General features: G+C 46.1%; 9 protein-coding genes and 1 pseudogene. 3 read left to right on the forward strand and 7 right to left on the reverse strand.

Translation table 11 applies throughout. The features are described 5' to 3' along the window. Positions 1-316 precede the first annotated feature (316 nt). Positions 317-1,426, reverse strand: a complete 1,110-nt coding sequence (locus AB4Z30_RS22120) for a glycosyltransferase (protein WP_441929617.1) — start codon at positions 1,424-1,426, stop codon at positions 317-319. Between the two features lie 216 nt (positions 1,427-1,642). On the opposite strand from AB4Z30_RS22120, the gene AB4Z30_RS22125 reads away from it, so the two are divergent. Further along, on the forward strand, positions 1,643-2,134 hold the full coding sequence (locus tag AB4Z30_RS22125; protein ID WP_441929618.1) for a hypothetical protein: 492 nt from the start codon (positions 1,643-1,645) through the stop codon (positions 2,132-2,134). A gap of 85 nt (positions 2,135-2,219) precedes the next feature. Here the strand turns inward: AB4Z30_RS22125 and AB4Z30_RS22130 are convergent, their stop codons facing one another. The 3 genes from AB4Z30_RS22130 to AB4Z30_RS22140 all read right to left on the reverse strand — a co-directional run bounded on the left by AB4Z30_RS22130 (position 2,220) and on the right by AB4Z30_RS22140 (position 7,819). Continuing rightward, positions 2,220-5,600 carry a HEAT repeat domain-containing protein gene (locus tag AB4Z30_RS22130; RefSeq protein ID WP_441929619.1) on the reverse strand — a complete coding sequence of 1,127 codons (3,381 nt, stop codon included), beginning with the start codon at positions 5,598-5,600 and terminating at the stop codon, positions 2,220-2,222. A gap of 190 nt (positions 5,601-5,790) precedes the next feature. Then, positions 5,791-7,128: a histidine kinase dimerization/phospho-acceptor domain-containing protein gene (locus AB4Z30_RS22135; protein ID WP_441929620.1), complete on the reverse strand. Its 1,338-nt coding sequence runs from the start codon at positions 7,126-7,128 to the stop codon at positions 5,791-5,793. Next, the gene (locus AB4Z30_RS22140) at positions 7,121-7,819 is read right to left on the reverse strand and encodes a response regulator transcription factor (RefSeq protein WP_441929621.1); all 699 of its coding nucleotides are present in this window, start codon (positions 7,817-7,819) and stop codon (positions 7,121-7,123) included. Before AB4Z30_RS22140 ends, AB4Z30_RS22135 begins: the two co-directional genes overlap by 8 nt. A gap of 160 nt (positions 7,820-7,979) precedes the next feature. Between AB4Z30_RS22140 and AB4Z30_RS22145 the strand changes: the two genes are divergently transcribed. Together AB4Z30_RS22145 and AB4Z30_RS22150 are read left to right on the forward strand one after the other, a co-directional pair. Then, complete coding sequence (locus AB4Z30_RS22145) at positions 7,980-8,792, forward strand: TVP38/TMEM64 family protein (protein WP_441929622.1); 813 nt, start codon at positions 7,980-7,982, stop codon at positions 8,790-8,792. Positions 8,793-8,898: 106 nt separating this feature from the next. Continuing rightward, the gene (locus tag AB4Z30_RS22150) at positions 8,899-9,507 is read left to right on the forward strand and encodes a GNAT family N-acetyltransferase (RefSeq protein WP_441929623.1); all 609 of its coding nucleotides are present in this window, start codon (positions 8,899-8,901) and stop codon (positions 9,505-9,507) included. Between the two features lie 136 nt (positions 9,508-9,643). On the opposite strand, the gene hemG is transcribed toward AB4Z30_RS22150, so the two are convergent. From hemG to AB4Z30_RS22165, 3 genes and pseudogenes are all read right to left on the reverse strand, one after another. Next, positions 9,644-11,200, reverse strand: coding sequence for a protoporphyrinogen oxidase (gene hemG / locus AB4Z30_RS22155; RefSeq protein WP_441929624.1), 1,557 nt, complete (start codon positions 11,198-11,200; stop codon positions 9,644-9,646). A gap of 24 nt (positions 11,201-11,224) precedes the next feature. Then, a pseudogene (locus AB4Z30_RS22160) lies at positions 11,225-11,359 on the reverse strand (radical SAM/SPASM domain-containing protein); the annotation flags it as partial. A 270-nt stretch (positions 11,360-11,629) separates the two neighbouring features. After that, entirely contained in the window at positions 11,630-12,790 is a 1,161-nt protein-coding gene (locus AB4Z30_RS22165) for a cobalamin-independent methionine synthase II family protein (RefSeq protein ID WP_441929625.1), read from the reverse strand. Positions 12,791-12,857 lie beyond the last annotated feature (67 nt).

Here is a 12,857-nt window from a genome sequence, read left to right on the forward strand (position 1 = left end):
ACAAGAGGAAGCTGTAAGAGAAAACAAAGAAGCTGAACGAATCAATCGTTAGAAGTATGGAGTGAAGGCTTGTCTAGCACAAAAGTTGTACATTCAAGTCTATTTTAAAACGAAAGGAGGGAATCAAGAGGTTAGTCTAGGAATTGTACGTAACATCAATTTCATTGAAATTGAAATATGATTTCATAATGGATATGCCGTAGAGTCCTGTGTATGACTTTGTGTATAATTACTTCTTCAATGTTTATGATGTTTTAATGTATTTAATTTCATTAAATTGAATTTTTTTCTATAATAATTCCATTTTTTTGCTGTGTCAACTGTTTTTTTGAATATTTTGTGAACGATTCATTCCTGTTGTAACGGTTCGATACGTTGCAATCTCCTGAAGTGCCTGTTCAAACCGTTCAGCAATGCTCTGAACTGCATACCTTCTCACAGATTCTCTGCATACTTCAGGTTCAGGAAGCCGTAGATGACCTTGCATAATGCCGCCCAAAATAGACGTCAATTGTTCCAGATTTTCAGGTTCATACAGCCAGCCATTGCTGTCATTCACAATCTCTCCTGGCCCATACTTGCAGTTACTTGAGATCACCGGAATCCCTCTGGAAAGGGCTTCGATTAGAACCAGCCCAAACGGTTCCGTATCGGACGCCAGGACTAATGAAGTCGCGCTATTCACCTTATCCCATGGCCTTTGCTGCCATCCATGCCAAACGATGTGATCTTGCAGCCCCAATTGTCGGGACAGTTCTACTAACGATTCATATTGCCCCCCGTCACCAATGATGTGTAATTCAAAGCATTCCTTTTGCAAAGGGGAAAAGGCCCTCAAAATCTGATCCACATTTTTTACCTTAACCAGTCTTCCAACAACTAGAAATACGGGATGAGGTGCTCTGTTCACATATGGAGTGTTATCAAATTTCACGGGATTGTAGACCAGCTTATTGTGTTTTTCGGGAAAAACACAGTTTAAATCTCTTAAATTCCCTTCACTGATCGCCAGATGGCCATCTGCAGCTCGTAAATCTTCGAAGAATTGATAGTAAAAATCCAGATTAAAATGAAGCCAGCTAACCACCGGCACTTGCCTATCTAAACGCTTCACTGCCATTGTTGCAGCTTTCACGCCGATAGCCCCTGTTGAGACTATGATATCTGCACTCGGGAGATCTTTCATGACGTCCGCCAAGGCAGCAGAATACATATTGAACAAAATATGCTGTGGGATAAAATCGTTGATCTTGGCAGACAGAGTGATCGTATTTATCCCCTCTTCCCAGGTGTGATCTTCCGATTCTCTTCTTAAAATTACCGTTATATCATGCCTCTGTTTGAGTTCATGATAGATTAACGAAAGGACTGTTTCCATTCCACCTCGGCCACTGAGCACAATATCCACGACAAATATAATGTTCAATACGGGATACCTCCTTAAGTTGTAGATCATTCACAAGCAAAATTCATGCTAATTTTCTAGCATTTTCCACCAAATTTTAACACTTCTCTGCTTTAAAGTAAATTGATCTTTTTTTGACATAACACTTATTTATATGTTCAATTAAACATGAATTACATGACATTCATTCGAACCTCTGATAAACTACGCTATATAGATATCCAATGGAGGAAAAAAATGAAAGAGTTTATATTTATGTTGTCATTCCTGATGTACACGTTTAACACCTTGATGATCTACACCGGGGGCGGTGGTGACGTGTCTCCTGCAGTTTCTATCCAGGATGAGACCCCTTCTTTTGCATGGGAAGAACAGATTGATCACATCGCCAACAACCAGCAATCCCCGAAGGAAAAGGCTGCAGCAGTAGAGAAGCTGGCTAAGGAATATGTCCCGACTACCGAAGAGCTTGAGGAATTCAAAGTATACGTTCTAAATGAATTTCTTAATTTGAGATATCTTGACGATAGTTCAAACGACAAATATATGTTAAGTGGTATATTTCAGGCTATCGCTCTGGAGCATCATGACCTTGACCTTCTCAGAGATTTTGCCAAGGCCTTCTATCACAATACCAAAAACGTATATACCGGAGTAACCAAGCCTGGAAGCGACAGTGTACTGAAATATGAAGAGCAAATGTTTGAATCCATTAATGCGGGTTACTAAACGGTCACCGAGACATTTTTTATGAAAATTAAATCATCCAAAAAAAGCGGTACGGAATGATCTCTGTACCGCTTTTCCTGTGACGTTATTCAAGTATGGTCCAGCTGTCCAGCGCCTGTAACCGGATGGGTTCATGCGCATGCTGCCGGTAAGCTCTTAATCGATTGCGACAATCCTGATTCCATGCTAGTTCCTCACCAGCAATCTTCAGCAACGACAACCCTACCCAGGAAGACGCCATATCCGTCCGCACATTCAACATATCTATGATGTGAAGCAATTGCTCCGGTTTCCAATATCCTTTCCCATCAAGCACCGTACGCGCAATCTGCCGATCAACCGATTCCAGTACATACGGATGCGCATTAACGATATCAATAACAGGGTCTAACCCTTGTACCGCCTGATCCGGTTGGCTCCAGTCCAATGCAGCCAGATGTAGACGTATCATGTTGAGCTTCAGCGATTCCTGGTGCTGAAGAGCCCTGATCATGGCTACATATAATGGAGCAAGTTTCCTTTTCACGGGTAGGGATACCGAGACGAGCTGATCTATCAACTCCAGCAAACGTTGACGATGCGGTAAATCTCGCTCTCTGCCTGCGTTCCAGTCATCTTTGGCCTCCACTTCTGCCAACTGCCGGATGATTTGCACGACCCGATCATTCACTTTCCCGTCCCTGCTAACCGTGACCAAAGCATGAATCGCAGATTTCCAGCGCGTACCATCCTGCAGATCAATTAGTGCTTTGCCAGCACATTCCGCAATGATCTCTGCACTCACCTGTGCCCAGCATGACATCGCATAAAAGGCTTCCATCGATACAATCGGGTCATCATGGGCCGCTATTTCGGTAATCCATTGTAAATATCGCAGTCGCGATTCCACCGGAAGGACATCCGGTCGTTGATTCAGCAAACTGCGTGCAATGTCCCGATCCGAAGAGGAAGCCATAACACTCATCATCGCCCAGCTTCGCTCGTCATCCAGACATTGTCTCGCCGCATGACCAATGGCAATGATGACATCCTTGTGCCTGTTTGGCTTCTCAAATTCCCGTACGAGTAAGTTTACGCTCTCACGGCTTTTATAGGCTCCCAGCAGTCGCACCGCTTCTTTCCGCACCGTAATCTTGAGTTTCTCCCGGTCTAACAGGTCCGAAAGCATGGACGTGAGCAGCACCGGATTCACCCTGCGTGCACACCTCGGAATAGAATACATCGCCACTCGTGCACGATCTCCATCCAGATGGTTTAACAGCACCCTAAGAGCCTCTTCTGGTTCCTCCGTTAACGAAAAAGCATGCAGTGCGGCCTCCACGATATGTACTTCCGGATCAGTTAGCAGCTTCTCTAGCAATGGATTCGAACGATAATCCGGCATACCTGCCATACTCCGCATCGCATTTGCACGCTCATAGAAGCTTCGCTTGTTGTCTTGTGCCACCCGGTCAAGTAGCGAAGCCAGCGCTTGTTGCTGACGAGGCAACCAGCGGTAAAAGCCATTATGAGCTGGAACCAGATAGATCGTTTTCCCCGTTAAATGCTTACCTTTGAGGATTTTGCCAGAGATAAACGGATCAAGCCACTCCTGACGTTTCCGGTGTAAATGCTCGAACACTTGATAGAATGAGATGAAGGTTGGATCAAGGTCCAGCAGCTCCCTAACCCGTTTATCCCTGGTCTTGTAGGGTGCCAGCCAGTACCTGACGGCCTGAGCTGCTGACTTCTTCCCCTTCACTAACTCTTCCAGAAGATCCTGAAGTTTGGGCAGTCGTTCGATCGATTCACCAAATACATCGGCCATCACCAGCACGACATAGTCACTCTCCCGCTTGTTCGCTTCTAAACCTATGGCATAGATCTCGTCAAATAAGGTTTCGAGCGCGGACTGCGGCAGACTGTCCCACTCTCTGGAAAATAACATAAACTGCCCATCACGCATCGCCATGCGCTTGAGCGTTCTAAGCGCACATTGGAACAAGGGACTCTCCGGTTCACTTGCATGCTCCCGCAGAATGTCAAAAGCCAATTGCTCAACTGCCGTTCTGGTTCCATGCGAAGTATCTCTGGCCTCGATGACACTGTCGACCAGGATCGTCAGATGCTGCACATGCTCTTCTTTAAACATCGTGACTGGACATCTTGATAATTCGGCCATAACGATGAAACGTACCGGGTCCTGATCGTTTTTCACTCTTGTCAGGAAATTTAACGTCTCCTCCATCCCGCTTCGGGACAGAGCCGTGCTTCGAATAAGCCGGGAATAGGCCGCAGCTCGCTCATCTGCATTCGACACCTGAACAGATTTCTCCAGCGGTTCTCTAACTTGGGTGATCAGACGACGCACTGTCATTTCGTACGTTCTGTCCCGGTCTTCCCGAACTTCCCTCAGGGTAAGCATACGAACTGCTTCCTTGTCACGCAACAGATGTGGCAGTACATCAAGCAAATCGGTGGGGAACATTCGATTTATTCGCTCCTGCTCCGGGTACGCCGCATTAAATAACGCTTCACGGCTTGAAGGCGCCAGCGTGTCCAGCACCTTTGCCACTTGGAGAGGCGCTTCCGCAAGCATGGTCACAATTGCGGTCCAGTGCGCGGTGGTGAAGTACCTTCTTTTTTTCAATACCCCCGCCGGGACTCCGTTGTTCAGAAGATATGCCCTTGTCTCCTGCCTTGTGAGCAGTTCAAATACTTGCTCTGGGCTAGTCTGAATCAGGATACCCAGTTGATTCTTAATCACAGGATGAATCTGTTCTTTTGGACCATAAGACAACGCATATTCCAGGACCATTGCTGGTCTGAACATACTGAGCTTCTCTACCGCCGTACTCATCTCAGCCCATACGCTGGACTTGCCGCTCTCCGATGCCTCATTCAACGCATCCTTTAAGTAAGCAGCGACCAGATCCGGGTAACGGGTTGTTATGGTTCTCCAATTATCAATTGCATATCCAAGCTGTGGCAATTGTGTGCGAACCGTTGCTTCACCGCACATGGATAGCAGTAGAGCAGCCTCATCGGCACCCCAACGTTCCAATACGATCGGAAACAGACGTTCTGCCCAATCCTGTCTGGTATACTTCACAATACTTCGCAGTAGCAGCTGACGGCAATGGTGCGACATCGAAACAATCTCGGATTCAATGTCATACCCCGGATCAGTGACCACCTCTGCCAGCAGCCAGGCAGCCCTTCCCCTAACCCCAGCCTTGGGATGATTCAATGCGTATATAACGGCTTGCGCATCTTGTACTGCTCCGGCACCGGTTAATGCCAACTGCGCCTCGTACGATGTTCCGCTGTCCAGCAACTCAAGCAGCAACGCCGCGTAATCTTTCGGGGCCACAGCCAGATGATTCCGTCCCAGCCGCGCAATCTCTTTCATTCGGTTCGAATAACCCAGCGAGTCCAGTTCTTCTAAAACCCGTTTTTTATTCAGTGGAGTATGATTGTTCTTCACAAGACCCTCTCCCCTCATGTTGTCACTTGCACTTTTATTTCACTTACTCTTTTCTTTATGCCACTCTTCATGTGACCTTTTCTATAACTCTCTTATATAACCCTTCCCAACACCTGGAAGTTACATCGATTAAGCGAAAATGTTTTATTTATGTCCAAACTGCCCTACTCCCCATGGCCTGTATTAACTGTTACTTTGGATCTTCTTTACTGAGAATAACAGGCAATTCAATCTGTAAGGTAAAGGTGTCCGCTTGCTGAGATATCTTCAGTGTCCCGTTATGCTGTTCGATTATTTTCTGACAACTGACCAGTCCAATCTCATTGCTGTCCTTCGTTATGTCAACAGATCTAACCCGGTTTCGAGCGGTTATGATCAACGTCTGCAGCTTAAGGGATAACTCGATATCCACTGGATGAGAACGATCCGCATACTTCTTTATATTGGAGAACATATTATCGAATACACGGCGAATGGCTACGAGATTCATCTCTAGTAAAAAGGGCCGTTCCCCATGCTTCTGCTGCATGTGAACATCGAAATCTTCCATTACGGCCAGTTGCTCATCCAGAAGCTGATCAATCAACTCCCGTCCATCATAGATTTCGAATTCCACTTCCTCTTCCTCTGATGCAGAGGATACTGTGAAGTACTCGAACAACTTGTCTGATAAAATTTTGATCTGAAACGCCTTCTCCCGGCTATTGTGAATATACTTGTGCAGGTCCTCTTGTGTCTTGTATTTGCCCAGTTCAATAATGTCCATGTATCCAAGTAGAATCGTGAGTGGCGTGCGCAAATCATGAGAAATCGCCGTTATTAACTCTCGATTCGCCGTTCTCACCCGTTCCTCACTGCCAAGCCGTTCGACAAACGATTTACGCATCTCGTCAATACTCCATGCCAGCGATGATAACTCATCTTTACCTGATACAGTAATCTTGTAATCCAGATTGCCGCCTTCCAGTATTTTAATCTCACGCTCCAGCTTGCCAATATACGATATTTTCTGATTAATCATGAGCAGGAAGGCAAGAATGAACGCAATCAAAGCGATGAATACCGTCAAGATCAGAAGCAGGTTATAGTATTGATATTCATAGAAACCCACCAGATAAATCTGTGCCGCCTGATCTGCAAACTGGACTGTTGTAATCGGTGTTCTGGACGGTAAAAACTGAGTTAACAGCTCTTTATTTATCGCAGGATCCGCTTCCGTGTTGGATGCATAAATCAATTTATCCTGTTCAAATATGAATAGCTCCAAGTACCGCTCCCCACGAATCCATTCCGAGAGCCTTTCATGATTCTGCGAGGACAAGTGCTCACTGCTAACCATGGCCCTAAATCGTTCCAGCACATCCCTTTGCCTGTTTTCGATAAACGTCGATTTGCTGAGATAACTGTCCAGCGCCGTTTCGCCAACCACCTGCAAGACGATGAATGTACCTACGGAAACGAACAGAGAGAGAATAATTGCAAGTACCAGCTTGAGCTTCAGTTTTTTTCCGATGAGCAGCTTATTCAATTTTGTACCCCTTCCCCCAAACCGTCTTCACATATTTAGGTTGCTGCGGGTCATCTTCCAGCTTGTTTCTCAGATTACGAATGTGAACCATCACGGTGTTATTACAAGTATAAAAATAAGGCTGCTGCCACACGCTCTCATAGATATTTTCGGCTGAGAACACCTTTCTTCGTTTCGATGCCAGTAGTAACAAAATCTGATACTCAATGTCGGTCAGCGAGATTTCTCGCTCGCCGATAAATACGGTTTTGGCATCCTGATGAATCGTCAGATCCTTCACCACAATGTGCTCGGATTCCTCAACCTTCTCCTTGCCCCGGTATACATAATATCTACGAAGCAGCGCTTTGACCCTGGCCACCAGCTCGGTATATGAGAAAGGCTTGGACAAAAAGTCATCGCTCCCCGACGAAAATGCCAATTGTTTATCTGAATCCTGTGTTTTCGCTGTAAGGAACAGGATCGGCGCACTCGTTTTTTCACGAATCTCCAGACACGCCTTCAGTCCTGACTTATTGGGCATCATCATATCCAGAATAATAAGATCGGTCTCTTCTGTTACTTTATCAATCGCATCTTGGCCGTCTACGGCTTCAATGACTTCGTAATTTTCACTTTCTAGTAAAATCTTTACGATTTCACGAATCTCACTGTTGTCGTCTGCAATCAGAATCTGCTTGTTGTTATTCATTCAAAATCCCTCCGTTCATTTCAGTATAGTTTGCGAGTCTCATCAGAGCCAGCGCATCAGGACCGCCTTAAGAATTCTTCAGAAGTTAAGTAGGTATCTCTTCATGATTTCGTTTTATACTGTTAATAGTGAATGTCATTACAAAAAGGGGTCTTACGTTATGCCGAAAATCTCAAAACGTATCGTGATGAAAGTACTGCTTGGTCTGATCGCCGTCGTGTCCGCGGTTCTACTGATCTATTATGCACCAGCTATCATCAAAATCATGTCGTCGATGGAAAACTTCAGAGCTTATATTCATTCAACGGGACATTGGGGCCCGATCATGTTTATTTTATTTCAAATTCTACAGATCGTCGTTGCACCTATTCCCGGAGAGATCGTACAGATAGCCGGGGGATATATCTACGGTACCGCACTCGGTTCCTTCTATACAACGGTCGGTCTGATCTTAGGGTCAGCCATCGCCTTCTATTTCACCCGTTTTATCGGTCGTGATTTTGTATCGCGCCTGCTGCAGAAACAAAATGGGAAATGGATTTCTTTCATGCATGATGAGCGCAAGTTTGCTATCTTTTTATTTATCTTTTTTGTAATTCCGGGCTTACCAAAGGATATGCTGGTATTTGTTGCCGCGCTAACCTCCATTAGCTCCTTGCGTTTCTTCATCATTCTGCTGGTAGCACGAGTGCCATGGATTATCGGATCGGCTATGGTAGGTTCAACGATTCAAACACAGCAGTACACTATCGCAATCGTCATATCCGTTATTGCTGTTGTCGGTTTTGTACTCGGATATATTTACAAAGACAAGTTAATGAACATTTTCTCCAAAGCGGATAAAACGGATAAGACCAATGAGGTTATAGAGATCAATGAAATTAGCGAGGCAAAAGAAGTCAGCACAACGATCAAACCCAAAACTGTACCTGCTATAGTTAAGTCGAGAGACTTGGCACCTAAGAAGGGATAAACCGTATTTCATATTTCATGATCCAACACCTTATTACACTATTCAAAATACGAAATAAGGAGCAGATGCCATTCATCTGTCTCCATCATCTTTGGAGGAATCATTCATGCAAACGATTGAGACTGATCGATTGATTTTACGCAATTTTGCCGCATCGGACGCTGCCGGGTTACTCGAATATACTGCAAATCCGCGGGTCAACTGCTTTATGGATCAACAGCTGACAACGTTAGAAGACGCCGTTGCAGAGGTCCAAAAAAGAAGCAAGGAAGACTCCCATATTGCTGTGTGTTTGAAAGACAGTAACGAAATCATTGGAGAGCTGTTTGGTATGACAGAAGGTCATGATCCAGATTCAGACTCCGGTTCAGAATCAGGTTCGGAATCCAATTCAAAATCAGATTCCGATACGTATAGTATCGGATGGAATTTCAATGGAAGGTTTGAAGGAAAGGGATATGCCAGTGAAGGTGCTCGTGCTTTCATGCAACATCTCTTTATGGAACAGGACATTCGGAGAATTTACGCTTATGTCGAGGACGATAACCTCCGTTCCCAGAAGCTGTGTGAGAAGCTGGGCATGCGCAGGGAAGGTCTGTTCCTGGAGTTTATTTCTTTTGTTAAAAATGAAGACGGCACGCCGAAATACGAGAACACGTATCAATATGCGATATTAAAAAAAGAATGGCTGGCACAACAGGCTGCTGCCGAATAGTCGATCTATTGATTCATCACGTGAGTTGATTTATGGAGTGAAGTATTCAAGCACAGACGTTAGCCCCACCCAACCATAAAAAGAAGCGGCAGCCTCTTTCCGATTGTATTTCGGGACAGGCTGCCGCTTCTTATGTTCATCTAGTGTCCAACAATGTGCCAAGTACTTTCTCCGCCATGGCCTTACCTTGAGAGATACAGTCCGGTACGCCAATTCCTCGGTATCCCCCACCGCCGACGTAAACGCCTGGCATAACGTCCGCAAGCATCTGCTCCACCTCAGCGATTCGTTTCAGATGTCCGACTTGATATTGGGGCATGGACAGCGGTAATCGGTTAATCTCTGTAAAAACAGGCTCTGCAGATATGCCCATCGTCTCCTGTAATTCTCGGCGTACTTCGGCAATGATATCGTCATCCGCCAACTGATGACTTACCGGGTCACGACCGTATTTCCCTACATATGCTCGCAAAAGAATGTGGCCTTCCGGCGCTGTGTGTGCCCACTTGGACGAAGTCCAGGTACAGGCCGTAATTTTGCGCTCTTCCTTGCGTGGCACAACAAAGCCTGATGCATTCAGGTCAATACCCACATCCTGCTTACGATAAGCCAGCACAACGTTCATCACAGATGCATACGGGATGGAACGCAGCCGTTCCGCAATCGGCTCATGCTCATGTGCGAGTATGTCCGCTGCTGCATACGCTGGAGTTGCGATCACTACCGCATCTGCTGCAAGCATCGTTCCATTGTTAAAATGAACCGTATAATGCCCACGATCTTTTTCTTTCCCTGTTCCTTTATTCTTATCTTTGGTTTGCTCTTGTTCTTGGTCTACCTTCGTCACACGAGAGATTTCCGTATTTCGAATCAAATGTGCTCTAGTTGACAATGCTTGCTCTAGTTGTGCCACCACGCCCTCCAAACCGCCACTTGCACTCAAAAACATACTTCTTGCAGCCGTGCCCGGTGGTTGGGATGTAAGTTTGGCTGTTGCTTCAACTGTTGGTTGAACTGTCGGCTGGGTGGCTTGCTTTGGAGCCCGGCTTTTTCTCATACCCAACATGCCCACGATCAGGCTGCGATGTTTCTGTTCCGTTTCTTGCAGCATCGGGAAGGTTGCCTGTACACTTAGTCCGTCTGCATTGCCAGCATATATACCGGCTAGCAACGGCTCAGCGATCTGTTCCAGCACTTCATCACCAAGTCGCCTGCGCAGCAGATGCCCTAGCGACTCATCCTCCCCGCCAGGCCGCCTCGGCAACACAAGATCTGCAGCCGCTCGCACCTTGCCCCGCAGTGACAATAGACGGGTTGTTACGAAGGGTTTCCACTTCGTAGGCACACCGAGCATAAAGCCATCCGGGATTGGATGCAGTTTATTCCGATAGGCGATATAGCTATGTGACACCCCTGGACGCGTACCAACGATTTCTTCGCCCATACCGAGCTCCTGCATAAGCTCAATGATGGATGTTTTCCGTGCGAGAAAAGAATCGGGCCCCCGTTCGATCACGAATCCATCCCTTTTACCGGTGTGCACATGTCCACCGAATCGATCATTTTTTTCAACAATAATAAGTTCTACTGTAATATCATTCGCTCTGCAAAACTGTTGAATATAATAAGCTGCGCTTAATCCGGTAATCCCACCGCCAGCAATAACAACTTGTTTCGTGCGTTGATTGTCCATGCTACACTTCCCGCCATATAAACTTTAACGTAGCTCCACCGGGATATAGGCACAGGAAGGATCACTGGCCATGTAATCTCCCGTCATTGCGTACGCTCTTGCTCTTGAGCCGCCGCACGTCGTTTTGTACTCGCATACTCCACATTTCCCGTTCAATTTCGCAATTCCCCCTATCTACATGCCATTAAGTGTAGATCAGATGTAAGGTCAGGAAAGTGAGAAGAATCACAACAAGGTCATATCCGTCACAAGTCAACAAATCCGTCCAAACAAAAAGCGACCTCTCCCGAATCCTGCTCGGAAAAGATCGCCGTATAAAGGCATCACGTATGGTTGAATCTTGCTCCCCATTTACGAGGCATCGTCTATGTCTACGCCTGTGCCTATGTCTATGTCACGCCCATGAAAATATCTATCTTATTATGTGGGTTAGCTTCCCCAGTATTGCTTCGCAATCTGCTGCCCTTGATGAATCTTCGCCCACTGCTGGGCTTCGCTCAATTCGTTACCGCCATCACAGGAGGCAAAGCCGCATTGGTGAGACAACAACAGTCTGTCCTTATCGATGATCTTGGAGGCTTCGTCCAGTAGACGAACCACACGTTCTTCATCGTCGAGTGTACTCGTTTTGGAGGACAACAATCCCAGTACAATTTCCGTATCCGGTCTGTCTTTGAACACTTCCAGCGCTTCGATGGAACCTGCACGGTCATCATCCCACTCCAAAAAGAAACGGTCATATTTCAATTGCTTCAGGAACAGATTTGCAATCTTCGCATACGATCCACCGCCCATGTTGCGGGAATCATAGTTGCCGCGGCAGTTATGTGTCCACATTTTCAGACCCAAGCTACGACCGAAGTCAATGACCGTATTGTTGATATCAATAAACTCCGTTGCGAGGCCCTGTACTTCCTCTTGATTAATATGCTCTCCGGTAAACGGCGAGTTCGGATTGTCATCGGCAAACAGTTCCCACAGGCAGTCATCCATCTGCAAAATCGTACCGCCCGCATCTGCAAACTCCTGCACAAATTCCGTATAAGCACTCACCAGACCCGCTTTCAGTTCCTGCGTATTCTGGTACACTGCATCCTTCCCTCCGATGTTGTCCGACCAGGACAATTCACCGAAAATATGCGATGGCGATGGAATGCAGAGTTTAGTCTGCTGTTCACCCGCTTGGTCTTGCAGCTGTTTGAACAGTTGAATGAAATGATGATTCTTGCCGCTTAGTTGACCTGTGATGCGCAGCCCGATATCTTTACGAGTCTCATATTTCGAAGTGCCATCCACATCCCGGAAAAAGTACCCATGATCCGCGATATAACGCTCCACTCCACCAAAACCCCAGACAAAATCGAGATGCCACATCGATTTGGAGAACTCGCCGTCTGTGATGACGGATAGATCATTCTCGATTTCTTTTTTAATCACTTGCTCAATCGCTTTGCTCTCACATTGCTGGTACCCTTGAAAGTCTTCATAGAATGGATACTGGATATCATCCCGGTGTTCAATCTGTGTTTTATATGTCAGCAGCTCATCCGGCCGCAATAAACTTCCTACGATTTGGAATTTATCTGTCATGAAAATAACCCCCTCAGTTGTATATGATCATCATATCACGTGAAGCGGGGTTAGAAGAGATACCAAA

It is taken from the genome of Paenibacillus sp. 2TAF8 (assembly GCF_052114825.1).
Taxonomy (GTDB): Bacteria; Bacillota; Bacilli; order Paenibacillales; family Paenibacillaceae; genus Paenibacillus.

Coding starts and splice junctions, on each gene's coding strand:
- AB4Z30_RS22150 (WP_441929623.1), top strand. CDS start 8,899: ATGCAAACGATTGAGACTGATCGATTGATTTTACGCAATTTTGCCGCA.
- AB4Z30_RS22125 (WP_441929618.1), top strand. CDS start 1,643: ATGAAAGAGTTTATATTTATGTTGTCATTCCTGATGTACACGTTTAAC.
- hemG (WP_441929624.1), bottom strand. CDS start 11,200: ATGGACAATCAACGCACGAAACAAGTTGTTATTGCTGGCGGTGGGATT.
- AB4Z30_RS22165 (WP_441929625.1), bottom strand. CDS start 12,790: ATGACAGATAAATTCCAAATCGTAGGAAGTTTATTGCGGCCGGATGAG.
- AB4Z30_RS22140 (WP_441929621.1), bottom strand. CDS start 7,819: ATGAATAACAACAAGCAGATTCTGATTGCAGACGACAACAGTGAGATT.
- AB4Z30_RS22145 (WP_441929622.1), top strand. CDS start 7,980: ATGCCGAAAATCTCAAAACGTATCGTGATGAAAGTACTGCTTGGTCTG.